Annotated in this window: 22 protein-coding genes and 1 tRNA gene; 7 read left to right on the forward strand and 16 right to left on the reverse strand. The window is 69.2% G+C overall.

The window, feature by feature from the left end; genetic code table 11:
* The first annotated feature begins 168 nt into the window (after positions 1 to 168).
* The 3 genes from MILUP08_RS14480 to MILUP08_RS34590 all read left to right on the forward strand — a co-directional run bounded on the left by MILUP08_RS14480 (position 169) and on the right by MILUP08_RS34590 (position 3245).
* Complete coding sequence (locus MILUP08_RS14480) at positions 169 to 1257, forward strand: ferritin-like domain-containing protein (RefSeq protein WP_007458864.1); 1089 nt, start codon at positions 169 to 171, stop codon at positions 1255 to 1257.
* Between the two features lie 154 nt (positions 1258 to 1411).
* The gene (locus tag MILUP08_RS14485) at positions 1412 to 2170 is read left to right on the forward strand and encodes an SDR family oxidoreductase (RefSeq protein WP_007458865.1); all 759 of its coding nucleotides are present in this window, start codon (positions 1412 to 1414) and stop codon (positions 2168 to 2170) included.
* A gap of 97 nt (positions 2171 to 2267) precedes the next feature.
* Entirely contained in the window at positions 2268 to 3245 is a 978-nt protein-coding gene (locus tag MILUP08_RS34590; RefSeq protein ID WP_007458866.1) for a VOC family protein, read from the forward strand.
* A 168-nt stretch (positions 3246 to 3413) separates the two neighbouring features.
* Here MILUP08_RS34590 and MILUP08_RS14495 read toward each other — a convergent pair whose 3' ends face one another.
* The 12 genes from MILUP08_RS14495 to MILUP08_RS33815 form a co-directional block, all read right to left on the reverse strand.
* Positions 3414 to 3719 carry a sigma-70 family RNA polymerase sigma factor family protein gene (locus MILUP08_RS14495; RefSeq protein WP_237747072.1) on the reverse strand — a complete coding sequence of 102 codons (306 nt, stop codon included), beginning with the start codon at positions 3717 to 3719 and terminating at the stop codon, positions 3414 to 3416.
* Positions 3720 to 3753: 34 nt separating this feature from the next.
* Positions 3754 to 5130 carry an NAD(P)/FAD-dependent oxidoreductase gene (locus MILUP08_RS14500; RefSeq protein WP_007458870.1) on the reverse strand — a complete coding sequence of 459 codons (1377 nt, stop codon included), beginning with the start codon at positions 5128 to 5130 and terminating at the stop codon, positions 3754 to 3756.
* Positions 5131 to 5177: 47 nt separating this feature from the next.
* Positions 5178 to 6053, reverse strand: a complete 876-nt coding sequence (locus MILUP08_RS14505) for an RNA polymerase sigma-70 factor (RefSeq protein ID WP_007458871.1) — start codon at positions 6051 to 6053, stop codon at positions 5178 to 5180.
* Positions 6054 to 6721: 668 nt separating this feature from the next.
* Positions 6722 to 7441 (reverse strand): DUF998 domain-containing protein, encoded by a 720-nt coding sequence (locus MILUP08_RS14510; RefSeq protein ID WP_007458875.1) that lies wholly within the window; start codon positions 7439 to 7441, stop codon positions 6722 to 6724.
* Positions 7442 to 7584: 143 nt separating this feature from the next.
* Complete coding sequence (locus MILUP08_RS14515; RefSeq protein ID WP_007458877.1) at positions 7585 to 8865, reverse strand: low temperature requirement protein A; 1281 nt, start codon at positions 8863 to 8865, stop codon at positions 7585 to 7587.
* Complete coding sequence (locus MILUP08_RS14520) at positions 8865 to 9482, reverse strand: TetR/AcrR family transcriptional regulator (protein WP_007458879.1); 618 nt, start codon at positions 9480 to 9482, stop codon at positions 8865 to 8867. Before MILUP08_RS14520 ends, MILUP08_RS14515 begins: the two co-directional genes overlap by 1 nt.
* The gene (locus tag MILUP08_RS14525; protein ID WP_007458881.1) at positions 9475 to 10311 is read right to left on the reverse strand and encodes an alpha/beta fold hydrolase; all 837 of its coding nucleotides are present in this window, start codon (positions 10309 to 10311) and stop codon (positions 9475 to 9477) included. Before MILUP08_RS14525 ends, MILUP08_RS14520 begins: the two co-directional genes overlap by 8 nt.
* A 623-nt stretch (positions 10312 to 10934) precedes the next feature.
* Positions 10935 to 13094 (reverse strand): TerD family protein, encoded by a 2160-nt coding sequence (locus tag MILUP08_RS14530; protein WP_007458884.1) that lies wholly within the window; start codon positions 13092 to 13094, stop codon positions 10935 to 10937.
* 56 nt (positions 13095 to 13150) lie between these two features.
* Positions 13151 to 13280 (reverse strand) — tRNA-OTHER (locus MILUP08_RS35690).
* A 74-nt stretch (positions 13281 to 13354) separates the two neighbouring features.
* Positions 13355 to 13837 (reverse strand): HIT family protein, encoded by a 483-nt coding sequence (locus MILUP08_RS14535; RefSeq protein WP_007458886.1) that lies wholly within the window; start codon positions 13835 to 13837, stop codon positions 13355 to 13357.
* Between the two features lie 8 nt (positions 13838 to 13845).
* Positions 13846 to 15114: a nucleotidyl transferase AbiEii/AbiGii toxin family protein gene (locus MILUP08_RS14540; protein ID WP_007458888.1), complete on the reverse strand. Its 1269-nt coding sequence runs from the start codon at positions 15112 to 15114 to the stop codon at positions 13846 to 13848.
* A gap of 3 nt (positions 15115 to 15117) precedes the next feature.
* Entirely contained in the window at positions 15118 to 15747 is a 630-nt protein-coding gene (locus MILUP08_RS33815; protein WP_051065721.1) for a hypothetical protein, read from the reverse strand.
* Positions 15748 to 16093: 346 nt separating this feature from the next.
* Here MILUP08_RS33815 and MILUP08_RS14550 point away from each other — a divergent pair, with 346 nt between their 5' ends.
* Positions 16094 to 16672, forward strand: coding sequence for a hypothetical protein (locus MILUP08_RS14550; RefSeq protein ID WP_007458892.1), 579 nt, complete (start codon positions 16094 to 16096; stop codon positions 16670 to 16672).
* Between the two features lie 269 nt (positions 16673 to 16941).
* On the opposite strand, the gene MILUP08_RS37115 is transcribed toward MILUP08_RS14550, so the two are convergent.
* Both MILUP08_RS37115 and MILUP08_RS14555 read right to left on the reverse strand, forming a co-directional pair.
* Positions 16942 to 17076 carry a hypothetical protein gene (locus MILUP08_RS37115; protein WP_007458894.1) on the reverse strand — a complete coding sequence of 45 codons (135 nt, stop codon included), beginning with the start codon at positions 17074 to 17076 and terminating at the stop codon, positions 16942 to 16944.
* A gap of 253 nt (positions 17077 to 17329) precedes the next feature.
* Entirely contained in the window at positions 17330 to 19519 is a 2190-nt protein-coding gene (locus MILUP08_RS14555; RefSeq protein ID WP_007458895.1) for a HelD family protein, read from the reverse strand.
* Positions 19520 to 19812: 293 nt separating this feature from the next.
* On the opposite strand from MILUP08_RS14555, the gene MILUP08_RS14560 reads away from it, so the two are divergent.
* Complete coding sequence (locus tag MILUP08_RS14560) at positions 19813 to 21048, forward strand: low temperature requirement protein A (protein WP_007458897.1); 1236 nt, start codon at positions 19813 to 19815, stop codon at positions 21046 to 21048.
* 62 nt (positions 21049 to 21110) lie between these two features.
* Here the strand turns inward: MILUP08_RS14560 and MILUP08_RS14565 are convergent, their stop codons facing one another.
* Positions 21111 to 21716 (reverse strand): TetR/AcrR family transcriptional regulator, encoded by a 606-nt coding sequence (locus tag MILUP08_RS14565; protein WP_039908028.1) that lies wholly within the window; start codon positions 21714 to 21716, stop codon positions 21111 to 21113.
* Between the two features lie 175 nt (positions 21717 to 21891).
* Between MILUP08_RS14565 and MILUP08_RS14570 the strand changes: the two genes are divergently transcribed.
* The gene (locus MILUP08_RS14570; protein ID WP_007458901.1) at positions 21892 to 22452 is read left to right on the forward strand and encodes a hypothetical protein; all 561 of its coding nucleotides are present in this window, start codon (positions 21892 to 21894) and stop codon (positions 22450 to 22452) included.
* A gap of 1 nt (position 22453) precedes the next feature.
* Positions 22454 to 23875 carry a dihydrolipoyl dehydrogenase family protein gene (locus MILUP08_RS37120; RefSeq protein ID WP_007458904.1) on the forward strand — a complete coding sequence of 474 codons (1422 nt, stop codon included), beginning with the start codon at positions 22454 to 22456 and terminating at the stop codon, positions 23873 to 23875.
* Here MILUP08_RS37120 and MILUP08_RS14580 read toward each other — a convergent pair.
* Positions 23832 to 24590, reverse strand: coding sequence for a hypothetical protein (locus tag MILUP08_RS14580; protein ID WP_007458906.1), 759 nt, complete (start codon positions 24588 to 24590; stop codon positions 23832 to 23834). The two genes, MILUP08_RS37120 and MILUP08_RS14580, sit on opposite strands and share 44 nt — an antisense overlap.
* Between the last annotated feature and the right edge of the window lie 71 nt (positions 24591 to 24661).

A 24661-nucleotide genomic window follows, 5' to 3' on the forward strand; every position in this document is an offset into this window, starting at 1 on the left:
GGTGACGCCGCCTGGTGCCTGGGTGGGCTCTGCACCGTCGAGACAAAAGCCGCTGCTCGGCGAGATCCATCGGGTACTGCCGCCCGATGCCTCGCCGGGCCGCGGTCTCGATGCAGTTGCTCCTGCGGTCGTCCGCCCAGCCCTGGACAAGCAGCACACGGAGGAAAGATGACCAACCCGACCACGACTCAGTCAGAACCGCAACGGACAGTGGCAGCCCCATCGGCAATGCGGATCGAGACGCTGGACGATCTTCGCAAGCACCTTCAATGGGCGATCGAGCTGGAACACGCCACCCTGCCGCCGTACCTCTGCGCGCTCTATTCGCTCGACCCATCGCGCAACCCCGAGGCCGTTCAGGTCGTGGGCAGCGTCTTCGTCGAAGAGATGATCCACCTGGCGCTGGCCGCGAACCTGCTCAACGCCGTCGGCGGACACCCTCGGCTGGACACGCCGGAGATGCTGCCGGGCTATCCCAGACTTCTGCCCCACGGCGACCGCTCTCTGGAGCTGTCGCTGGTTCCGTTCGGGGCGGAAGCACTTGAGATGTTCCTCCGACTCGAACGGCCGGCACCGCCCGGTGCTCCGGCCGAGGACGACAGTTACGAAACGATCGGGCAGTTCTACAGCGCAATCGAGCAAGGAGTGCGCCATCTGTGCGCTGCACTCGGCGAGCGGGCGGTCTTCTGCGGCGACCCGGCCCGCCAGGTCACTGCGGGTCTGTTCCAGCACAGCGGCGGACGGCTGATCGCGGTCAGCGATCTCAGCTCGGCAATGGCAGCGTTGGAGGAGATCGTCGAGCAGGGCGAAGGCACAGCACGAGGTGAGGTCTGGGACGGTGACCAGGACATCCTGCACCCCGATCGGGACGAGGTCGCGCACTACTACCGGTTGCTGGAACTCAAGCTGGGCCGGCGATACCGGCGCGGTGACACCTCGCAATCCGGGCCCACCGGCGAGGCTCTCTCGGTCGACCTCGGCGGCGTCTACCCGATGCGGCCCAACCCACGTCTGGCCGACCACGATCCAGGTAGTCCGATCCGGGCCGCACAGGAAGACTTCAACCACACCTACTGCGCTGTGCTGAATCTGTTGGAGCAGGCGTTCAACGGCAACCCGGGGATGCTCGGCGTCGCAACCGGCACCATGTACGCCCTCAAGGCCAGGGCGCAGGGACTGAACCAGATGTCCGATGGAGGAAGCACAACAGCCGGCCCGACATTCGAGTACGTACCGCCGGAGCTCAGGCGGCCGTGACGCCGGTCTCGTACCGGAATGGGATTTGCTCTGATCGCCTCGGCGATCTCCCCGGCCGTGCGGGCGTTGCCGTCGTGCGATCACCGTGCTCGTTGTGAGCTGCGACGAGGACCGGCCGACGCCCTTTGGATAGTGCTGAGAGGAAGGTGACGCGATGCGGATCGCGGTGGCTGGAGGTACGGGCTGCGTCGGCAAGTTGGTCGTCGAGCGGGCACGCGCGGCGGGCCATGACGTCGTGGTGATCTCACGGTCCCAGGGAGTCGATCTGACCAACGGAGCGGGTTTGGACGACGCACTCAGGAACGTGGCGACCGTGGTCGACGTGTCGAACATCCAGACAATAAGTAAGCGCGCGTCGACTCGGTTCTTCGAGACGACCACGCGGAACCTGTTGAAGGCTGAACAACGGTGCGGGGTCAATCACCACGTACTGCTGTCGATTGTCGGTATCGACCGGGTGAACTGGGGCTACTACCACGGTAAGCGTCGTCAGGAAGGACTCGTGCTCGCCGGTCCGGTGCCGGCGACCATCCTGCGGGCCACCCAGTTCTTCGAGTTCGCCGTGCAGTCACTCACCCTCTTCCCGGGACCCGTGGCCGTTGTCCCGCGGATGCGTACTCAACCGGTGGCAGCGGCTGAGGTGGCCGCCGAGTTGGTGCGTCTGGCCGAAGGACCCGCGTTGGGGCGTGTTCCGGAGTTGGCAGGGCCTGAGGTGATGATGATGTCGTCGGCCGTACGGCGGGTAGCCACGGTTCGGGGCCCGCGTAAAGCCGTAATCAGCGTGCCGTGGCCGTCAGCTGCGGGGCGGTCGATGGCCAACGGTGGCCTCCTTCCCGCCGGGCCGGGTCCCCGTGGCACTTTGCGGTTCGGTCAATGGCTGACTGAGACGGCGAAGACCGACGCCGCACAGTGATGGATCGAGCCCGGAACGCGGGTCGTCCTTGCTGTTCGCTGCCGCGTTCCGTGGCTGAGACCTGTCAACAATCCACCGAGCCGAGAGTCTTCCAGCCATGACACCTCAAGCCACCGACACCGCTGTACCCATGATGAAGAAGTGGCTGCGTGGCGGGCTTACTACCCTGGCCGCGCTGCAGACGGTTGCCTCCGTGTGGCAGTACGTGTTTCCCCGATCGTTCTACGACGACTTCCCGACGGTGCGACTCGACCCTGCGTACAACGAACATCTGGTGTCCGACGTCGGCGGCCTCGGGCTCGCGTTGGCCGCCATGCTGTACCTCGCCGCTGTGGTGCTCGACAGAAAGGTCGTCCTGTCGGCGCTCCTTGGCTACTTGATCTACGCGGCGACGCACTTCACCTACCACGTCACGCACGTCGACCACTTCTCGCTTCTGGAAGCGCTGGGAGTCGGCACCGGGCTCGGCATCGAGGTGGTGCTGGCGCTACTCCTGCTCTACCTCGGCCGGCTCGTGCACCGGGCCGAGTCCGCTGCGGTGCCGAGCGCTGCCCTCGTGACGGGGCCGGCGTCCCAACGCCCGCCGGAATGGCGAAATCCCAGGTCGGAGTCCGCACCGGACTTCGCCAACCTCCCGGCGCCCGCCGAGGGCATTCTGGTGACGCTGTTCATCACGGTGCGCGACGTAGCGCGGTCCCGCGACTTCTACGCCCATGTTCTGGGCGGCACCGTCGTGCTGAACGAGAACCCGTGCATCGTCAGGCTGTCCAATTCGTGGATCATCATGAATCCGGGTGGCCCGCCCACCCCCGACAAGCCCGGAATCTCGGTGGTCGACTACAAACCCGGCGACACCACATCGATCTTCCTGAACTTGCGGGTCGCCGACATCCGCGCCTGTTACGAGCAGTGGACGGCGAACGGCGCACAGTTCTTGACGCCGCCGATCGACCGCGAGTCTGAGATCCGCTGCTACCTCCGGGACCCGGACGGGTACCTCATCGAGATTGGTCAGTCCACGGGACTGTTGCAGGGCAAGCGTGCCAGAACACATCCGCACGATCCCACCAGCTGACGGCCTTACTGCGCCCGCCCCTCCGTCAGCGTCGCCCCATGTGTCGACCGCCCTGCCGGGAGGGCCCGGATGGCGGGGCCGATGCCTGCGTCCACCTGCGCGCAGGGAAGCCGATGTGATCAAACGGGGCCGTAGTGCTCGGCGAGAACGTCCTGCAGCGATGGTGGTTCAGCTGCGGTGCCAGTCCCGCAGTTTGGCGGGATTCAGCACGATCCACATGGCTGCGGCCCGATCCCTGTCGCAGGTCACGGCGATCACGGCGACGGCACGCCCGGTCTGGCGGATCACCAGTCCGGCGTGCCCGTTGACGCTCGCAACGGTCAGGTCGGCTCCGGGTAGCAGGGCACGGAGCAGCCGAGCGACCTCGGCTGCTCCGTGCACCGGACGGATCGGAGCGGGCACGCGGCCGCCGCTGTCGCACACCGCAACGGCGTCCGCGCCGAGGACAGCCTCGATCGCGGTGACGTCGCCCACGTGGCAGGCAGCTGCAAGCCGCCGTACGACGTCGTCATGAACGCGCGGCATCGCCCGCCGTGACACCCGCCGGCGGAGCACCCGCCTCCGCGGGTGCCGGTGCGGGCGTGCCGGCCAGGAACGCCTCCCGGGGGTGCTGCACCGAGGTCAGCGAGACGATGTCCCGGCCGAACAGCGCGGCGGTCGCCCAGACCGCGAGCACCCGGACCTTGCGCTCCCACGTCGGCACCGCCAGCACGTGGTAGCCGCGGTGCATCAGCCAGGCCGGGAAGCCCTTGATGACCAGGCGGTGGAACTGGAAGATGCCGCGGCCGAGGCCCAGCGTGGCGACCGTGCCGAGGCTGTGATGCACGTACCGCTTCGGCTCCCGCCCGCGCAGCGTGGCGATGATGTTGCGGGCCAGCAGCTTGCCCTGGCGCACCGCGTGCTGGGCATTGGGCACTGTCGAGACGCCGGCCCGCTCCGCCGCGAGGTCGGGGACGGCCGCGTCGTCGCCGGCGCCCCACGCGTCCGGCACCGGCGCGTCCTCGGTGCCGACCCGCAGGTCGGCGCGGACCACAAGCATCCCGCGCCCGTCGACGGGCAGGTCGCTGTGGTTGTGCACCATCGGGTTCGCGGCGTTGCCGACCGTCCAGACGATCAGCTCGGAATCGAACTCCTCGCCGGTGGACAGCACCACGTGACCGTCGCGCGCGGAGAGCAGCTGCGCGTTCAGGTGAACGCGCGCGCCGCGCTTGGTCAGTGAGCGCACGACCCACTCGCCGGGCCCGTCGGTCACCTCGGGCAGGATCCGGTCGCGTGCCTCCACCAGGTGGAAGCTCAGCTCGTCCAGGCTCAGCTCGGGATAGCGCCGGATCAGCGCCGTCGCCAGCGACAGCAGCTCACCGAAGCCCTCGACCCCGGAGAAGCCACCGCCGACGAACGTCACGGTGAGCAGCCGCCGGCGCTCCGGCCCGGGCGGCAGCGTCGCGGCCTGGTCGAAGGCGGTCAGCAACCGGTCGCGGATCGCGACGGCCTCCTCAACGTGCTTCATGCCGATCGCGTGGTCGCGCACACCAGGGATGGCCAGGGTGCGGGTCACCGCACCGGCGGTCACGACGATGATGTCGTACGCGAGCGGGTATTCCCGACCCATGGCCGGGCGTACCGTGACCGTCTTACGCGCGTGGTCGACCGCCGTCACCCGGCCCGCGATGATCTCCGTCTTCCGGAGGTGTCGGCGCAGTGAGACGGCGGCGTGGCGCGCCTCGACCGAACCGGCCACCACCTCGGGCAGGAACGGCTGATAGGTCATGTACGGCCGGGGGTCGACGACGATGACCCGCGCCTCGCCCCGGCGCAGCTTCTTCTCCAGTTTCCAGGCCGTGTAGAAGCCGGCGTACCCGCCGCCGACCACCAGGATGGTCCGCACCTTCGTCCCCTGTCTCTCGCCTTCACCAATAGAGACCGGGCTGCCCCCTAGTTTGTGACGTCGGCCATGGCGGCGATCTTCTGCGGATTCATCATCCACAGCACCTGGTCGATACCCTCCGAAGAGGCGACGACCGTGACGATCCCGAGGACCGTGTCACCGCGGCGCATGATCGCGCTGGTCTGCCCGTTCGTGGTGACCCACCGCAGGTCCATGCCCTCCCAGTAATCGGCCGAGAACGCGGCGATGTACTTCGCCACCCGGGCCGCGCCCACGACCGCCTTGCGGGAGACCTGCCGCGCGCCGTTGCCGTCGGAGACGCTCGCCACATCGGCCGCGAACAACTTCTCCAATGCTTCGAGATCACCGGTGCGGGCGGCGTCGAGGAAGGTTGCCAGCAGCCGGCGCTGCGCGGACTCGGGCACCGGGATCTTCCGCTCGCTGGCGACGTGCTTACGCGCCCGGCTGACCAGCTGCCGCACGGCCGGCTCGGTGGACTGCAGGATTGCGGCGATCTGCGGGTACGGGTAGTCGAACGCCTCCCGCAACACGTACGCCGCCCGCTCCTGCGGGGTGAGCTTCTCCATCAGCATCAGGACCGCGAGTTCGAGCGCCTCCCCGCGCTCGGCGCCCAGGAACGGGTCCGCGCTGGTGTCGACCGGCTCCGGCAGCCACGGACCGATGTATGTCTCGCGGCGCGCCCGCGCCGACTGCAGCTCATTGATCGCGAGCCGCGTCGTGGTCGTCGCCAGAAACGCGCCCGGGTTCTTCACCACGCTCCGGTCGGTGGCCTGCCAACGCAGCCATACGTCCTGCACCAGGTCCTCGGCCTCGCTGGCGCTGCCCAACATGCGGTACGCGATCCCGAACAGACGTGGCCGCACGCCCATGAAGATCGCCGCCGCCTCATCAAGATCCCCCACCACGATCCCCCAAGGTCGTTCGCCGCTCCAGGCTAACCTCCTGTCACAGACTCCTCGCCGCGCTCGCCCTCAGATACGGATCTGCGCTTGTGTCGACCGGTTGGGGTAGCCGGCTGTGCTGGGTGATACCGGTGGTAGCGGCTGGTCCGGATGAGGCGGTGAGCCACGGCATGGACCCCGACCGGACCAAGCGACGCCGGGCAGGTGGCGCGCTCACTGTCGCCGGTCGTTGGCACGTTCGAGGCGGGTGAGACGAACCCGTACGCGGTCGTTTCCGCCGAGATGCTGGCCGCGTACGAGAAGCTGTCCAACCTCGCTCGGGGACTCGGCTTGAAGACCGAGTACCGGGTCGTGTCACCGCCGGGCACGGTCGACCTGAACCCCACCGATCTGGTCGTGGTCGGCAGTCCCCGGATTCTGCTGTTCGTCGGGCAGGTGCTCGCGTCCGATCCGAAGCTGGGCTTCGGCAGCGATGACGACGGCGTCTACCTCGTGAACCGACAGACCGGCGAGGAGTTCCGCTCCCCGTCCGACAGCGGCTCTACGCCAACCCCTTGCGACCAGTCGTCAACTGTTCCCGGATCCGGCCACGGAGTCCTGGCCAGCCGCTGCTTCAGACCGGCGATCACCGATGGTCCTGCAGGTGTGCGAAATGTGGAGCTGGCGGGTCAGTTGCTCGTGGATGCCGTGGTTGTGGATGCACCGGTCGCGGCGGCGCGGGGTGCGCGAGAGTTGGCCCGGCTGAGCAGGAGTGTGCTGGCGACGGCGAGTTGCCAGATGACGATGGTGTAGACGGAGCCGCGTTCGATCGCCCCCGAGGGCAGGCCGGCACCGAAGGTGAGGAAGAGAGCGACCACGGAGACCAGGCCGAATGCTCCGACGACGATGCTGATGAGGCCGATCAGCCGCGTCTCGGGAGACTTTCGCCAGTGGATGCCCAGGACGAGGGCAAGCACGTTCCCGCCGACGATCGCCAGCGTCGCTCCGGTGAAGTGCAGGGGAAGCGTGCCGTTCTGCTGCGCCTGCAGGGAACCGTGGAAGGTTCCGACAAGGATGTAGCCGATCATGGTCACGACCCCGGTCACGGCGGTGAACGTTCGGGACCGTCCGCTGATCGTTCGCGACAGCAGCACTGTGGCGATCCCGAAGAGGATGCCCTGAACGATGAAGCCGGAGTTCATGACGACGTGCAGCGGCGAGTCGAGTTCGCGGCCCTGGAACACCCCGGCTGTTGCGGATCCGAGGTCGCTGATCCAGTTGTCGGCGTAGCTGTAGCTGGGCGATTTCCACGCCGCGGCCGTGATCGCTTCGGCAGCGAGATAGAGCGCCGGGCCCAGCAGGAAGGCGGCAGCGGCGAGGGGGCGGAGCCTGTTCACCATGTTTTCCATTTCCGTCTCGGTGACTGGTTGGCCAGTCACCTGTGAAGTGAGGGGTGTTCGGAGGGCGAGTCGCGGCCGTTTCAGAGACGGCGGACGCCGCGGGTGAGGCGTGTGCCCGGGAGGTGTCAGGCTCGTACAGCCCGGCCTGCTCGCTAAGGAAGGGTTCGTGAGCCGGCCGCGCGGTCGGGCGCTTCATCGGTGGGAGCGGCCTGGATTGGTGTCAGTCGTCGTTCGAACCACAGGTGGGCGAGGACTATCAGGGCCAGGTAGACCACGAGCGTTCGGCCACTGACGGCGGTGGCGAGCAGGCCGAGCAACAGTGGGGCCGCGATGCCTGTGGTGACCCGTGAGATCGTCCTCGGCAGGTCGGAACTGCGGCTGGCGACGCCGGTGACCACGCCGAGGGTGAAGTAGGCCGCAACCGCGCCGCACAGCAGCCAGCGACCGTGGTCGGGCAGTGGGTCGGCGCCGTGTCCGACCACCAGAGAGAGCGGTACGGCGATGGTGGCGACGACGCCGGTGACCAGGCAGTGCAGGCCCAGGGCGGCGCGGGTGGGGATCCGGCCGGCCCGCAGGTGCGGCAGGCCGGCGTATCCGAAGACGACGGACAGGCCGAACAGACCGGCCAGCAGGACGAAGGACGCGATCGTGGTGGCCAGCAGGCCGATGTCGTACCGCGCCTCGCCTGCGGCGGCGACGACCTGCACCACCGATTCGCCCAGCACGATGATCACGAAGAGTCCCAGCCGCTCGGAGAGGTGGGCCGGGTCGACCGACACCCCGTGGACGACCGGTCCCGTGCCGTAATTGCGGACTCCTGATCGTGGCCGACGCCGAGGACTTCTTTGCGCGGTGAGGTACGACTGGACGCGCTGGAAAATCCTGCTGCCAGACAGGACCAGGATCAGCAGCAGGTCGAGGCCGACTCCAGCCGCCCAGAGCCCGAGTTTCACGTGTTCGTCGGCCCAGAGCGACGCGAACCAGGGCAACAGGCCCGCTGAGTACTGCACCACCGGGAAGTCCAGCAACACGGCGCCGCGTTGCCACGACTTGGACCCGTAGACGCGCGTGGCGATGTAGGCGATCGCGAAGACATTGAGCGGACGGCTGTCGCCGCCGTGTCCGAGCACCGTGTGCGCCACGCCTGGCACGGACGCGGCCATGACCCCGAGGCCGAACATGCCGACCATCAGCCGCAGCACGCGGGTCTGGCCGGCGGCGACGTTGCTGTACAGCATGAACGTCGTCCAGGACAGCCACAGAGCCAGGAACAGCAGTGCGTAGAGACCGAGTGCCGCCGCGTCCAGTTCAGACCCGAGCACGTGTGCCAGGGCGGCCACGCCGGCCACCGCCACGAGGTCGAAGAAGAGCTCGGCCCAGCTCGCGTGCCGCTCGATCCGGGCGTCCTTCGGCTCTTCGTCGATGTTCACCATCAGTGGCCGCCGGCTGGCGATGTCGCGGTGCTCGTGGGTGCGAGGGCGCTGCTGGTGGCGGCACGCAGACCGTGGTCGAGAAAATTGATCATCCAGGTGAAGCTGTCGTCGACGGATGCGTCCATCTGGAAACCGCCGGCCGCTTCCAGGGTCGAGAATCCGTGCAGGGCGCTGCGGAGCATCCGCAGGGCGTGAATCTCCTGAACGGGGTCCAGTCGGTAGCCGCGCAGCATGGCCGCCCAGGAGGCGACGACCCGTTCGAGGGCGGGGACGAGCGGGTCGTCGGGTCCGCTCGGGCGGGCGGCGTTGCCGGCCGCGTACCGGCCCGGGTGTTCGTTCACGTACGTCCGCATCGCCTGCGCGCCGGCGGCGAGGGCATCGCTGCCGGCCCGGCCCTGGATGGCGTCGCGAATGGCGTCAGCGAACTCGGCCATGGCCAGAACAGCTATCCGGTGTGCCAGATCAGCCTGGCTGGTGACGTGTTTGTAGAGCGCCGGGGTCTTGACGCCGAGCCGTTCGGCGAGCAGGCCCATGCTGATGTTCTCGAAGCCGATCTCATCGATCAGGGCGGCGCCGGCCTCGGTGACCGACTGCGGGGTGAGCCGGGCCCTAGGCATTCGCCAGCGTCTTGTCGAGGAAGGGACGGGCCAGCGCGAGGACCTGATCCGGCGTCTGCACGTGCGGGTAGTGACCGGCACCCGCGATGACGGCCAGCTCACCGAGACCCCTGGGCAGGTCAGCGATGATCTTCTCGCCCTCGGCGCGGGGGTCGGCCCAGTCGGGGTCGAGGCTGCCCTCGATGACCAGGACCGGGCAGGTGACGTTGGTCAGCTGCGCGCCGGCGTCACTCGGGCTGGTCTTGCACATGGCCTGCAGGACCTTCATCCGGCCGGGCTCCGTCAGCTTCGCCGCGATACGCGTCAGTTCGGCGTCCCAGTCGGCGGGTTTGACCGGGTACGCCACGTCGAGGTACTTCTTCCAGCTCGACAGACTGCCCCGGACCATGACCTGCGCCATCTGGCTGTAACCGCTGCGGAAACGCTTCACCCGCACCAACCCGCCGAGATCGAAGGGTTGCGCACGGGTGAACGGCGCCAGCTCGATGACGCCGTTGATCAGATCGGACGCGGTGGCCGCGGCGATGGTCGCCGCACCGCCACTGATCGACTGGCCGATGATCACGGCGGGGCCGCCGAGGTGACGTACGACGGCGATGAGGTCGCCCGCGATGTCGGTGCGGCTGTAGCCGTCCCAGCCGAGGCTGGAGTCGCCGCAGCCGCGGATGTCGACGTTGGCGACTCGGTACCCGGCGGCGACCAGGGCCGGAGCGAGGAAACGGTAGGAGTGCCGGCTGTCGCCGATGCCGTGCGCCAGGACCACGAGCGGACCCTGCCCGGACACCTCGTAGGCGAGGGTGTTGCCGGCGATGCTCAGGTGTTCGGCCATGCCGACCTCCAGGTTTGGTTAACGGTGCTATCTGTAGGTTAATCGCGTTAACCAGCTGCGTCAAGCGATCTTCCTCAACGGTGCGTGCACCTCGTTCGAGCACCGGGTGTCCGGACGCGGGAAGCGTTGGGCTACCGGGCGCCGTGCGCTGTAGGAGGGTGGTCCTCGCTCGCCAGGGCGACGAGGACGGCGTCGAGTAGGCCGGGAAACCTGGCACCCAGGTCGTCGCGCCGCAGCGAGTGCACGATGACTCGGCCCTCGCTGCAAGCAGGCCGTCCAGTTCCGCCGGACCTGCACGCGAGCTCGCGCCCTGGTCATCGAGGACTGAGCCTGAGCTTGTCCGCTCGCGAGCCCGTGCAGACCCTCGACCTGGGGCCTGTCCTATCGATCAGGCAAGCCAGATGGTGGCGGCGATCAGGACGAGGCTGACTCGTTGACCTGGATCGCGTCCAGCAGCGCCAACAGTTGCGGGTCCACCGCGAGACGGCCCTGGCCATCGACACGTGCGGTGCGACAGTCGAGGAAAGCGCGGAAGCTGAATAACCACATCCTCCGCTTGCACGGAGGTTCCCGAGTTGAACGGAAATAGAAGGAAGCGCCCGCATGGCCTCGGCTGTCGCCGCTTACTCAGGGATCAACTCGCTGAGCCGATCAAGTGTATACGCCTCCGACCCGTCTGGCAGGTCCTCAGGCGCGTGAATGCCGATGAACGTGATCGGCTCGTCCGGTAGCCGGCCGTTCCACGTCGTCACCTCGGCCCGTGCCCGCCACCGGTCGACCAGGTAGGACACGGTGAGGTAGCGCCGCTCCATCAGTGCCCGTACTCGGTCGGCCGTGGTGAAGGTGTTGTCCTCCACTCGGTTGAACGACGGCGCACCCGGCAGGTACAGGTGAAGCCACACGGCCTGCCAGCCGCCCTCGCTTCTGGCGAACACCATCGGCAGCGCGATCCGTCCCTGGCCGCGCAGGTGCGAACGCGCGCGGACCGTCCGTGCGTCGAAGGGGGCACCGAGCTGGTCCCGTGTGCGGGCCTGATATCCGAACATCGACTCGGCGACTTCGTCGAACGACTCGCCCGCATAGATGAAGACCTGCGGAACCACATAGCGTCCCCCGGTTGTCAGGGGCACGTCGACGAACTCGGTCGCCCCGTTCGGCGCGTCGGTGATGTCGCCGGAGTGCACCACGCCATCGTGGCGATAGTTCGTCCACGACACCTGACCCGCACTGTGGAACTCGTCATCCAGGAGCAGCACCGACAGGTCGTAGTCGGTACGGCGGCTTGCCTGGCGCCAGTACGTGAAGAACCGCAGCAGCTCACCGGACACCGACGCCCGGGAGCCCCTCGGTAGGACCGCGAACCCGCCTTCGGCCGCCTTGCCGGACAGCGGCAGCGCCACGTCGAGCACCTCGGGGTCCACCACCAGCTGTCGTTCCGGCTGCGGCAGCCGGGCGCTGATCTCGGCGTCGAGCAGCGACGTCAGCTCGGCCACCAGCTCGGCCGGCAGCGGTGGCCGCTCGTCGGGACCTACCCACGAGCTGCGCGAGCGGCTTGCGTACATCCGGGCAGACATGGGCGTCAGCCGGTTGTCCAGATGCTCCCGCAGCGAGAGCAGCACTCGGCCGGACGCCGAGCCCAGCGCGCCGGCGACCGCTTCGACGACACCGCTTCGCTCCGGCTCCGACGCCAGCCGCAGCAGCCGGTCCGCAGATCGCAGGAGTAGGCCCGGCGCCGCCGACAGCACCGACGTGGCCGAACCGATGGCTCCGGCGCGGATCGCCGCCTCCGCGCGACCGGCGAGGGTGGGCACCCGCCGCTGGCCACGCGCGACCTCGAACACCGCCTGTGCGTGCGGCCACCTGTCGTACTCGTGCGGATGGAGCCGTTCTCCGAGCCGCTTCCACCGCTCCCCGTAGCGCACGACGTCACCGAGCTTGCCGGGACTCGCGCCGACGACGTCGTTCAGCGCGGCCAGAAGCATCCGCCGCTCCGGGCGCCGGAAGGCGCGGAATCGCGTGGGTGTCACGAGCGAGGCGTCCCCGCCGGAGACCTGGCAGGCGAGGCGCAGCACATCGGTCGGCGTGTCCACGCCGACCAACGGCCGGCCGAGGACGAGCCGGATCCCGTTGAGCACGGCACGGTTCTCCCGTACCGGAATCTCGGCCGGCTGCGCGCCGTCCACGCAGGCGACCGCGAGCTCGCTGAGGATCGCGAGGTCCGCCTCGCCAAGCGGGGTCGAGTTGCCGGCCAGGGCCAGATACAACCGGGTTGCCTCCACCTCGGCGGCGTCGCCGAGCCGCAACAAGGTCACCCGGTCACCGGCTGCCGTGATCAGCTCGTCGTGCGCGGCCAACAGCTCCGCATAGGTGTGCTGGTAGGTCCCATAAGCCGGCAGGTCCAGCAGGTTCACCGCACCCGAGGCGACGGCCTCCCGCAGCTGCTCGTCGGTCGCCGTGCCTCCGCCGGTGAAGACGGCCGCCCGCAGGCGTTCCGTCCAGAACTCGGCGGTGTCCGGCACGTCATCCGGGAAGCCGATGAAGTAGGCGTTGTGCCGGACATGGTCGCCCACCAGTTCGCGTACCGCCGAGACGACCGTGGCGGCCAGGTCCATCGCCGGGGCGGGGGCCAGGGCGCCGATGTGCTCCAGCAGAGCCCGTGATGCCGAGAATCCGACGTCGAGGAGCGCCACGTCCAGTTGCCGGGCCACCGGCGTGCCATCGCCGGCCGCGCCGGTGCTGGCCGGCACGCGCAGGGTCTTCTGGATGATCAGCTTCTCGAGCACGTGGTTCCCCGTCCCGGTCAACTCCGGCGGATGCCGGCCCCGCAGCCGCGCCGCAGTGGGTCGCCGGGGACTCGAACCCCGAACCCTTCGATCCAACTAGGAGAAGGAAGCGCACCCATCACCGCGCAAGGCGGAGAGCGGACGCGCTACTCAGTCGAATGCTCTATCCAGTTGAGCTAGCGACCCAGATGTTGATCATTGCATTGGCCCGGCCGACGTGGCTATCCCATTTCGACTGCGCCGGGCTCGTCGGCGCCCGATCACAGCGATGGTGCCGCCGAGGTGTCGGACCCTCCCAGGTAGGAACGCAGGGCAGCGGAAACGCGGGTCACCTCGGCGGGTGTGACGGCGGGCTGGTCAGGCTTGCCGAGGAGGCGGAAGACCCGGGGGCCCTGGAAATGATGGGGCAGCCCATCAGCGCGGGGCACGACGTGGAAGTGGACGTGTTCGAAACCTGCCAGCTCGGCGAATTGCGCGACGTAGGTCTTCGCGCAGCCGGTCACCGCGTGCAGTGCACGGGACAACCGGATCTGCCAGGTCCCCAGCGCGGCGGCCTCGTCGTCGGTGAGGTCCGCGATGGTGACGACGTGCCGGCGTGGCACCAGGACGAGCCAACCGGCGACTGCGGCACCGATCGCGTGACTGACCCGCCAGTTGTCGTCGGAGGCGATCCAATTCTCGGGGCGGCGGTTCGGATTCTCGGCGTTCTGCCCACACGACAGGCAGGATGACGGCGCTGACATGACGTTCCTCAACGGTGCGGTGGGGACTGGTCACGGCGCTGTTCGGGCCGGAACCGCTGGGCAGGCGGTGGCGGTTCACCCCTGCCGGGTTGGGCGGCCCGTTCACCTGCTCGCTGTGCCACCGGCGGGAACGCCAGCAGAGCAGCCGAGCGCCGCTGCTGCGGTAGCGTCTGCCAGCCGCGGCTCGGATTCCAGGTGGCGTCGTCGGGTGCCGCCGCGAGGGCGTCGGCAAAGGACCCCACCCGAGCGCGCATCTGCTCGAAGGTCGGGTAGTGCCGGAGCTGGACCGATCCTTGGCGAAGTGCTTCGTACTCCCTGGCCCACGGCAGTGGTGTCACTCCGCCGGCGCCCTGCTCGCGGAAGAGCTGGTACGGCACCGGTAGCCGTTGCAGGCCGATGCGGGGCATGTTGTGGTTCTGCTCCGTGGCCTGCCGGAGCTGACCGGCCGTGAAAGGACAGGTCTCGATCATGTAGTAGATGTCGAAGAGGTCCTTGTACCGGTGGAAGTCCGGTGGGCGATCGGCGTTACGCGAGCTGCGGGGCACACCGGCCAGGTTGCAGATCTTGTCGGCCATCGCGTCCGCATTCGGAGTCAGCAACGGCGTCAGGGGCTGGAACCCGGGGATCTCGAGACCCAGCACCGGGCGCTGTGCCACCTCGGGTGGCTGGGTGACCGCCTTGTACGGGCTCAGGTCGACTTCGACGGTCAGTGGACCGTCCACCGCGGGCGGCCGCCGCACGCCGTACCGGGGGTTGATCGGCTGGGCCGTGATCTGTCCGTAGACCTTGCCGTTCTCCGGCACCGTCCGCATGGCGGAGATGCTGTACCGCACGAGCCCGCCCAACCCGATACCCGCGGCGGTACCGGGCTCGGCCTCCGGAGCGGCGACCGTCTGCAGGGCGGAGGCGAGGCGCTCGGTCAGATGCCGGCGGTCACCGACCTGGCCCTCGTCACCGACCAGGGCCAGGTCGACGTCGAAGGCCGAGCGGGTCATCACGTACGCCGCGTCGACGCCGTTTGCGGATGGGCCCAGGCCGGTCGTGGTGCTGGGCGGTACCCGGGCTGGCAGGCCGGTGGACCCGTACAGCATCCAGGAGACCCCGGCCACCTCGTGGAACCGGCTCGCCACGTCCGCCTTCAGCAGGTGCTGCAGACCCCGGGCCGTGTCGAACTCCGGGATGTCGGCCTGGGCGGCGACGTGACGACGCAGGTCCGCCCAGGTCGGGAACGCCGCGTGGAAATCCGGGCCGATGTGTCCCGAGAGAGGTTCGGTCATCAGTCACCCGTCCAGGTGATCAGCCGCGTCGAGCCAGTGCCGCAGAGTCGCCGACGGGTCGGGGTGATCCGGCGCGAGCCCGGCAGCCAGCGCTTCCTCGGACACCTGTCCCGCCGACATCAACGCCCAGGCGACACGGCCGAGGTCCGCGCCGTCGAGACGGCCCGTAGCCGCCAGGTCCCGAAGAGTCTGTGCGGGTGTGGTGACCGGCATGCCATGGCGTTCCGTCCACTGATGCGCGGTGAGCGCGCCGACGTGAAACTGCACCTCGGGCGGCAGGGGCCCGGCCGGGTGGCGCGGCACGGTGAACTCAACCTCCGGGCCCGGGCCCGCGCCGACTCCCCAGAGCCTCGCCGCTGCGGAGTGCGAAACCACACCGCACTGCGGGGCGACCCGTTCCCATCCCGGAGTCGTCGGGTCCAGAGCCAGCCAGGCCGCGTACAGGCGGGGCGTCGGGTGGCGGCCGCCGGCCCGAAACCGTACGACAGTGGCCGAGACGGCCTCCACCAGGCCCGCCGCCGACAGTTGCTGCAGATCGCCGGGCGGTGTGACGGCGGCCGACTGCGCGTGGGTGAGGTAGCCGAACTGGCCATCCGCCACGTCGGCCAAACGAGCCAGTACATCGATTTCCACAGGTGGATGGTATCTGCGCCGGTCACGTTCAGTGGCCCGCTGCTCGGGCCCTCGGATCCAGTCTTCGGACAACTCTCTCGCGTTGCGCGGGGTCGCCCGATCGGCAGCGAACGGGCATGATCCTCTACGCGCCGAATCCCGCGGATCCTCTACCCGCCGCAACGGAATGGCGATACCTCACGCCCCATTGGCCCAGCGAAGTCTCGGCCGCGCCGCTCAGGAGAACACTGTGCACTGCACGACATGCGGAGCCGGACTCGACCACCCCGGCCAAGGCCACACGTGCCGGTCCTCGACGCCTCCGTCCGGGCCCAGGACGGCAGGTTGGGACGCCGCGACCTGGTGCATGATCGGGTTCGCCGTCCTCTACGTCCTGGCCGCGATCGCCGCGGCCGTCCTCGGCAGCATCCCGAGCGCGCGGCCCCTGCCCACGTCCGGCACTGCCCCAGCGATCGGCTTTGTCCTGGCCAACCTGATCCTGTTCGCCGCCATCATCGGCCTGGCCGTCAGCGGGCTGGTCTGGGGCCGAGGAACCCGCCGGCTCGCCGAGGCGCACGGCTCCCCGGGCCGGTCGTACAGCCGCCACTGGGGCATCCGCGTCTTCTCCACCTGCCTGGTCCTCAGCGTCGTCGTCGCCTGGATGTCCACCGACCGAACCGCCCCGGCCGTCCTGTTCGGTCAGGCGGCACTGCGCACCCTCGGAGCCGCTGCGCTGATCGGGGGCATGTTGCACAGCCGGGCGCGGGTCCTGCGGCTGATCGCCGACGTCGACCGACTCGTCGCCGGACACTCCTCGCCGGTCGCTGGGCAGAATCCGGCGTGGCCCCTGTCGCCCACTCCGACCAGCGAAGACTGGAACGCCGGCCAATGGGACCCGGACGTGTTGCGCGACATCGAAGCACGCCGTCACCGCGACAGAACCTGATCTCACGATGCGGCCCGTCTCCAGCGCGACGACGGTCGAGTATGCGGGCATCCGGATCCGTCGCACTTCGCGTGCCTGACGACGCGAATTGCCTGCGCTTTCGCTGGTGATTTCGGGGCCGCCCCGCGCGACCGTCTGCATTCCTGGCGTCGTGGTCCGCGCGGCGAGGGGCAGTGACCTGGAACTGTGGATGCGGCAGGTGGGGATCCGACGGTCGTCAGCCCCCACCTTCACTGCCGCGTTCGGACGGCTGGGCGATGCTGTCGGCGTCAGCGCCCGGTGGGGACGATGTTTGAGGATTTCCCGTTCTGCTCGTCGCGCTTCAGGCGCTTCGCAGTCTGCTTCTCCTTGATCGTCTTACCTTTTTTCTTGACGTTCGCCTTGCTCGTCGAGTCCTTGGACATGATCGAACCTCCTGGAGCAGGTTGGTGAACGTGCGGCGTGTTACTCGCCTGATCGCGTCATGCAGGTGACGGAAGACCCGCGCGGTGGGCGCGAAGTCCTCCACTGCACGCCGACCCTACGCTGTTTGCGCCCGTGTCGTCGGTGGGAAATGGCGGGGGAGTGGCACCGATACGAATCCCCTCCCGCAAGCCCGATCCTGCTTGCGGTGCTGTAGCGCACGAATGGATGAGGCCCGGGCCGCAGAAAACCTGGTCATGACTGCGGCGACTGCTGCGTGAGTATCAACTGTCCGAGTTCCTGGGTGCATCGGGTGAGCGCGACGTAGAGACCGTTCCAGCCGCGCGGTTCGGCGGCGATCCCCTGGGGGTCGATGAGGAGCGTCGCGTCCCACTCCAAACCCTTGGACTGGGTGGCGGTGAGCACCGGCACATCAGTCAGCACGGCGTGGAGTTCGGCGGTGCGGTCGGCGGGGGCGATGACGCCGACGGTGCCGCCGTGCCACCGTTGCTGCAGCTGTCGCACCGCTTCGGCGGCAGCGCCGGCCAGCTCGGCGGGTGCGACAGTGCGTTCCCAGGGAGCGATGCCTGCGGAGCGTACCGCCCGTGGCGGCGTGTTGTGGCTGCCAGCCTTCGTCAGGACCGGTCCCGTGAGGTCCATGACCTCACGTGGGGTCCGGTAGCAGATGGTGAGTTCCGCGGCGGTCCAGCGGTCTCCGAAAGCGGCCTGCACCGCCTGTGCCCAGCTGGTGTGCCGGTGTGCCGCCTCCGCCTGGTCGATGTCGCCGACGGCGGTGATGGAGCGACTGGGGCAGCGCCGGAGAACCATCTGCCACTGCATCTCGGACAGTTCCTGCGCCTCGTCGATGACAATGTGCCCGTACACCCAGCCACGCTGTCGGCGCGCGCGGTCGGCGACGAACTCGCCCTGTGGTGGCGGGGCGTCGACCTCGCCGAGCAGCTCGGCGAGGGCGTCGAGCAGAGGGATGTCGCTCGATGCCCATCCGGCGGGCTCGGCCGCGACGGCGGTGATCTCCTCGGGGGCCAGCTGCGGGGCGAACCGGGCCAGCAGGGCGCGGTCGGTCAGGAGAGCACCCAGCAGGGTTCCGGGGTCGAGGGTGGGCCAGCACGTCTCGATGAACCGGGCGATGGTGGCGTTCTCGGCGATACGACACCGCAACTGTTCGATCTCCTCCTCGGAGAGCAACCCGTCGACGTCGCTGCCGGTGGACCTCCGAGCGGCCTTTTGGTCGTACCCCATGCCCTTGTCGACGCGGGCGAGGATGTCCTCGAAGCCCTCCTCCATCTCGTCCATCAGCGCCTCGCGCTGCTCGGCGACGACGTCGGCGAGGAGGTGGTGCACCTGCTCGGCGAACGCCGCGCGGGCGCGGTGGTACGGGCGTCCCTGCACCGCCGACGCGAGCGCCTGCGCCACGGTCGTGGCGGGGATGACGTAGAACTCGCCCTCCCAACGCAGCTTCAGCGCGCGCGGCCGGGGGAGCAGCGACGCGACGTAGCTTTCGAGCGCGGGCTGCCAGAGGGCGCGGCCCTTGACCTCGGCGAGGAGCCGGCTCTCGTCGCGGCTGACGCGGACGTCGGCCAGCAGGGTGTCGCAGGTCGCCGAGACGACGGCCGTCTCACCGAGCGCGGGCAGCACCTGGGCGATGTACCGGAGGAACCGCGGCGACGGGCCCAGAACCAGGACCGCCTGCTCGGCCATCTTCCGGTACGTGAACAGCAGGTACGCCACGCGGTGCAGCGCGACCACGGTCTTGCCGGTGCCGGGGCCGCCCTGAACGATCAGCGGGCCGGTGGCCTCGGCCCGGATGATGTCGTCCTGTTCGCGTTGCAGCGTGGAGATCGCCGTCGCCATGTGGCCGGTGCGGCGCTGGTCGAGGGCGGCCAGGAGAGCGCCTTCGCCCACGAGTTCCGCAGTCGCGGTGCCGTCCAGCGGCTCGTCGTCCACGCCGACGACTGCCGATCCCGTGGTGCGGATGTGCCGGCGCCGTGCCTGACCCTGGGGGTCGACGGCCGTCGCGGTGTAGAACGGCCGAGCTGCGGGAGCGCGCCAGTCCACAAGCAGTGGCTCACCGTCCTCGCCGTCGTCGCGGAGACCGACACGGCCTACGTGTCGTACGGTGCCGTCAAGGCCGTCGAGGCGGCCGAAGACCAGCCCTTCCCCTGCGTGGCGGAGCTCGTCGTACTGCTGGCGGAGCATGCGTCGGCGTGCCTGCTCCAGCGCGTCCAGGGCCTCTGACGAAAGCTCGACCTGGAGGTGCTCGACCAGCCTGTCGCGCCGAGCCGTGGCCAGGTCGAGAAACGCCTGTTCCTCGGCGACCGCGGACCGGCGTGCGACGCCCTCCGCGGTAGAGGTCGCGGGCTCGCCTTCTGGTGTTACGTCGCTGTCGCTAGGAGTGCCATTGTGCGGAGCAGACTTCCGGCGCATTCGCAAGTTCCCCGTATTGGTATCCCTCGGCCCGGATGAGCCGCAGGTGCGGTCGGCGGCAAGCATAGAGACGGGTTCCCTCGTCGACCAGGAATTCCGCCGGCAGAGATCGGAATCTCAATGCCTTGCAGTTCCCGGGTCACTTGTGGCCCCACGCAATCTCGATTGCACATTGACGGCCCGGTCCCTATCTGATCTGCGGGTGCGTTCCGGCGTCATTGCGGCGCGATGGTGGCTGGCGCAACTCCTCTGTCGGCTGGCTCGTTGGGACCACGGGCGGACGGAGGCGGACGATGGCGGCGGGGCGGGGTGCCGAGCTGCTGCGTCCTCTGACCAGTTCGGGCCGGGCGACATTCCTGGAGCTGTTCTTCGACCTGGCGTTCGTGGTGGCCCTGACCCGGGTCTCGCAACGGTTCGCCGGGCTGGGTGATGACGCCGGCTGGGCGCTCGTCACCGGGTTCGGACGTACCCTGCTGCTCTTCCTGGCGCTCTGGCTGATCTGGTCGCACACCGCTTGGATCACGAGTCGCTACGAACCAGAGCAGCCCCTCATCCAGGCGGTCGTGGTCGGCACCATGTTCGCCGGCCTGATCATGGCGGTGACACTGCCACGCGCCATGGAGGAACGAGCGCTGCCGTTCACGGCCGCGTACCTCATGGTGATGCTGGTGCGGCCGCTTGTGGTCGCCGCCGCGCTGCGCGGCCACCCGCGACGGCTGGTGCCGTTCCGGCTTGCCGTGTGGGCGTCGGCGAGCGCGCCGCTGTGGCTGGCCGGCGCGCTGGGTCCGGACCGATTGCGCCTGCCGCTGTGGGCCGCCGCGCTCGCTCTCGACTACCTCGCCTGGACCCTGGGCTGGCCGCTGCCATGGCTCGGCGCGTCGAAGGTGGGCCGCTGGCGGATCGCGGGGACGCACCTCGCCGACCGCTACCAGCAGGTGTTTCTCATCGCGCTCGGTGAGTCGATTCTGGTCATCGGCGTGGTCTTCAGCGGTACGGACTATTCCGCCGAGCGGGCAGCCGCCTTCACTGTCGCGTTCACCACCAGCGCGCTGCTCTGGCGGATCTACTTTCACCGGGCCGGTCTGCTGCTGACCGACGCGTTGGATCGGGCGGCCATGCCGGGCCGGCTGGGCGCGGTGTCGGAACGGACGCATCTGTTGATCGTGCTCAGCGTGCTCGTCACTGCGGTCGGCTACGAGCTGGTGATCGATCATCCGTTCGGGCAGCCGCGGCCCGGTTGGCTCCTGTTCGTGGTGGGCGGTCCGATGCTCTTCCTCGTCGCCCGCCTGCGGCTGGAGCACGAGGTCTTCGGCCGGCTCTCCCGCTCCCGCATCATCGGACTGGTGGCTCTGCTGCTGTGCACGCCGGCGTTGGCCCGGTGGACGCCGATGGCCGGGTTGAGCGTCGTGGCCGGAGTGCTGACCCTGGTCGCGCTCCTCGACGCGCTACGGAGCCGGGGACGGCCGCCCGAGCTTCCGGCCTCGCCGATCGGGCGAGGGGCAACGGACGTAAGCGACTCCGAGGCGTGACCGCGCGGCGGTGGCGGGACGCCACCACGACCGCAGCAGGTACGGACCAGTCGCCGTGACTGCTAGCTGGCGGACTCTGCCGACTGGCGCTCGGCAGTGGTCAGAAGACCGTCGACGCCGCGGAGGAAGGTCTCGGACACCTTCGCGGGGTCGAAGAGGCATCCGGCGGCCATGGCGCCGTCGCGGAGCATGACGAAATGGCGCGCGGCGGGATCGGCCGTCTCCTGGTCGATCTGCGCCATCAGCGTGCTGAGCGTGTCGAGGAACCATTGCCGGTGGGCGATGATCTCCTGGCGTACGGGATGTTGCGTCGCGGGATACTCTGCCGCGGCGTTCAGGAAGGCGCATCCACGGAACCCGGGGGACTGGATGTTCTGCGCGATGGAGCCGGCAATGGCCAGCAGCGGGTCGACGGGCGACGAGTTGTCGGCGATGGCCGCGTCGAACGCGTCGCGTTCCATTTTATGGACTTCGCGCAGGTAGGCGAGGATGAGATCGTCCTTGCTGGGGAAGTGCCGGTAGAAGGTCGCGCGGGTCACCTTCGCCTCGGCGATGATCCGGTCGATGCCGACGGAATGGATGCCTTCCGAGTAGAAGATCCTGGTCGCCGTGGCGAGAAGCCGGGCTCGCGCCTCGGAGGGCCGAGTGTCGGGTTTGCCGCTCGTCATACCCCCCATCTTAGCGGACAGAACGTTCGGTCTGGCGGAAGCGCCGCAGCGACGGGGGTCGCGCCGGGGGCAGGTCAGGTGGGTAGAACGGTCGGTCTTGACGGAGGGGTCTGGGGCTGTCATGCTCGGTGGACAGAACGTTCGGTCTCCCACCCCTCCGTGGAAAGGGTCACCCGTGACCACCATTGCTGCTTCGCCCGGCATCTCCCGGACCGCGTCCGCACTGCGGCGGCTGTACTTCGTCCGCTTCGCCTTCGCCATCGTGTGGGCACTCGTGACGATCGCCACCGCCAAGGAGATCGGCCCGCTCGCGGTGACGCTGTTCGTGCTCTACCCGCTGTTCGACGTGGGCGCCGCCATCTACGACCTTCGTTCGTCGCGGGCCGCGGGCTCGCCGACCCTGCTGTACGTGAACATCGCGGTGAGCCTGATCACGGCCGTCGGAGTGGGTGTCGCGGCCACGTCCGGTGTTCCCGCTGTCCTCCGGGTCTGGGGCGCCTGGGCGATCGTCGCCGGTCTGGTCCAGTTGATCGTCGGTGTCACCCGTCGGAGGATGGGCGGCCAGTGGCCGATGATCATCAGCGGTGGCATCTCGGTTCTGGCTGGTGGATCCTTCATCGCCGGAGCCTCCGCGGACAACCCGTCGCTCACCAACGCGGCCGGCTACGCCATTCCGGGTGCCATCTTCTTCCTCATCGCGGCTGTCCGGCTCGGCCGTGCCGCAAAGGGCAACTGACATGACCACCATGGAGTACGACGTCATCGTGATCGGGGCCGGTCCGGTCGGGGAGAACGTCGCCGACCGGGTCGTGCGGGGTGGGCTGACCGCCGCCGTCGTCGAGCGGGAGCTGGTCGGTGGCGAGTGCTCGTACTGGGCCTGCATGCCGACCAAGGCGTTGCTGCGCAGCGCGTCCGCGTTGCGGGCGGCTCGCCAACTGCCCGGTGCGCGTGAGGCGGTGACAGGAAATCTGGACGCGGCTGCGGTGCTGGCCCGGCGGGACTCCTTCGCGTCGCACTGGGAGGACGACGGGCAGGTGTCCTGGCTGGAGTCGGCCGGCATCGCGTTGCACCGTGGTCAGGGGCGGATCAGTTCCGCCCGGGTCGTCGAGGTGACCGGCGCCGACGGCGTCACGACGAGGCTGACCGCGCGGCACGCGGTGGTCGTCGCGACCGGCAGCAGCGCCCTGCTGCCGGACATCCCGGGCCTGCGCGAGGCGGCGGCGTGGTCCAGCCGTGAGGCCGCTTCGGCCCGGTCGGTTCCCCGTCGGCTCGCGATCATCGGTGGCGGTGTGGTGGCGGCCGAGATGGCGACCGCGTTCGCCGCACTGGGATCGTCGGTGACGGTGCTGGCGCGCGACGGCGTGTTGCCGTCGGCGGAGCCGTTCGCCGGTGAACTGGTCACGGATTCGTTGCGCGAGGCCGGCGTCTCGGTCCGCCTCGGCGCGGAGGCCGTGGCCGTCCGGCGCGACGACAGCGGAACCGTCCGCATCGAGACCGCCGCCGGCGACGGGATCGAGGCCGACGAGGTGCTGGTCGCGGTTGGTCGTACACCGAACACCCAGGACATCGGCCTCGACCGGATCGGGCTGGCGCCCGGTGCCTGGCTGGCGGTCGACGACACCTTGCGCGTCGCCGGCGGGGGAGAGTGGCTGTACGCGGCGGGCGACGTGAACCGGCGGGTCCTGTTGACCCATCAGGGCAAGTATCAGGCGCGCGCGGTGGGCGACGTGATCGTGGCCCGGGCGACGGGTGCCACGGTCGAGGACGGCCGCTGGGGCCGGCACGTGGCGACGGCGGACGAGCGGGCGGTGCCGCAGGTGGTCTTCACCGATCCGGAGGTCGCGTCGGTGGGCCTGACGGCGGCTGCGGCCGAGGCGGCTGGGCTGCGCACCCGGGTCGTGGATTACGACCTGGGTGCCGTTGCCGGGTCCACGCTGCACGCGGATGGCTACCGGGGGCACGCCCGGATGGTCGTCGACGAGGACCGGAAGGTGATCGTCGGTCTTACCCTCGCCGGTCCGGACGTGGCCGAACTGATTCACGCCGCGACGATCGCCATCGTCGGTGAGGTCCCGCTGGACCGGTTGTGGCATGCGGTTCCGGCGTACCCGACCGTCAGTGAGGTGTGGTTGCGGCTGTTGGAGGCGTACGGCCGCTGAGGGTGGGGGCGAGTCGGGCGGCCAGAGCCGCATCGGCGAGCGCCAGCTCCGCGATCAGCGCCGCCGTGGCGGCGGCGAGGGCGCGGGTGAGTTCGGCTTCGTCGAGCGCGCGGACGAGGGTGGCGTCCAGCGGCGCGGTCACCTCCGGGGGAAGCAGGTGTACGCCCTTCGCGTAGCTGGTGGGATGGCCGAGGCGCAGGCAGGCCAGGGCGAGAACCTGGCCGCGTAGGGCGCTGATCCACTGCTCGGCCTGCCACCAGCGGTGTCGCTGGATGGATGTCCACGCGTGCAGGGCGTGGTGCCATCCCAGCCCGGCAAGAGTCCGCAGAGAGGGGATGGGCTCTTCCTTCGCCGCTGCGGGTTGCCCGAAGACGGTACGCCAGGTCGGGCCGTGCGGCCCGAACTCCGCAGCCGGAGTGAACCCGAGGTCCACTTCGAGCATGTCGGGTAGCAGGAACACCCGATACACCGTCGAGCCGGACGGCAGGTCCCAGTGGTGCACGGCGGCGAAGTCACGGTAGAGCAGGTCCGTCCAGCGGTGCATCGCCGAATCCAGCGGACCGTCGATACCGAACGCCAGGTCGATGTCCGACCATTGGTCGCCGCCGTCGACGGCCTGGGATCCGGTGATGGCGGCCCCGACGACTGCGGGGTCACCTGCGGCTGAGCTGAGCAACTGCTCGCGGATCGAGTCGCGCGTGCCGACGGAGAACACCGCGCCACCCTATCGCCGTGCCACGCCAGGCTCACCCGCCCGCCGCCCGCCGCCCGCCGCCCGCCGCCCGC

This window comes from Micromonospora lupini str. Lupac 08 (assembly GCF_000297395.2).
Classification (GTDB): domain Bacteria; phylum Actinomycetota; class Actinomycetes; order Mycobacteriales; family Micromonosporaceae; genus Micromonospora; species Micromonospora lupini.

Bases quoted from the DNA above. Each gene is read 5' to 3' on its own strand.
- MILUP08_RS14480 (WP_007458864.1), top strand. From the start codon at position 169: ATGACCAACCCGACCACGACTCAGTCAGAACCGCAACGGACAGTGGCA.
- MILUP08_RS14555 (WP_007458895.1), bottom strand. From the start codon at position 19,519: ATGCGCCGGAAGTCTGCTCCGCACAATGGCACTCCTAGCGACAGCGAC.
- MILUP08_RS14520 (WP_007458879.1), bottom strand. From the start codon at position 9,482: ATGCCTAGGGCCCGGCTCACCCCGCAGTCGGTCACCGAGGCCGGCGCC.
- MILUP08_RS34590 (WP_007458866.1), top strand. From the start codon at position 2,268: ATGACACCTCAAGCCACCGACACCGCTGTACCCATGATGAAGAAGTGG.
- MILUP08_RS14485 (WP_007458865.1), top strand. From the start codon at position 1,412: ATGCGGATCGCGGTGGCTGGAGGTACGGGCTGCGTCGGCAAGTTGGTC.
- MILUP08_RS14550 (WP_007458892.1), top strand. From the start codon at position 16,094: ATGATCGGGTTCGCCGTCCTCTACGTCCTGGCCGCGATCGCCGCGGCC.
- MILUP08_RS14565 (WP_039908028.1), bottom strand. From the start codon at position 21,716: ATGACGAGCGGCAAACCCGACACTCGGCCCTCCGAGGCGCGAGCCCGG.
- MILUP08_RS14540 (WP_007458888.1), bottom strand. From the start codon at position 15,114: ATGACCGAACCTCTCTCGGGACACATCGGCCCGGATTTCCACGCGGCG.
- MILUP08_RS14525 (WP_007458881.1), bottom strand. From the start codon at position 10,311: ATGGCCGAACACCTGAGCATCGCCGGCAACACCCTCGCCTACGAGGTG.
- MILUP08_RS14560 (WP_007458897.1), top strand. From the start codon at position 19,813: ATGGCGGCGGGGCGGGGTGCCGAGCTGCTGCGTCCTCTGACCAGTTCG.
- MILUP08_RS14510 (WP_007458875.1), bottom strand. From the start codon at position 7,441: ATGGAAAACATGGTGAACAGGCTCCGCCCCCTCGCCGCTGCCGCCTTC.
- MILUP08_RS37115 (WP_007458894.1), bottom strand. From the start codon at position 17,076: ATGTCCAAGGACTCGACGAGCAAGGCGAACGTCAAGAAAAAAGGTAAG.
- MILUP08_RS14515 (WP_007458877.1), bottom strand. From the start codon at position 8,865: ATGGTGAACATCGACGAAGAGCCGAAGGACGCCCGGATCGAGCGGCAC.
- MILUP08_RS37120 (WP_007458904.1), top strand. From the start codon at position 22,454: ATGACCACCATGGAGTACGACGTCATCGTGATCGGGGCCGGTCCGGTC.
- MILUP08_RS14535 (WP_007458886.1), bottom strand. From the start codon at position 13,837: ATGTCAGCGCCGTCATCCTGCCTGTCGTGTGGGCAGAACGCCGAGAAT.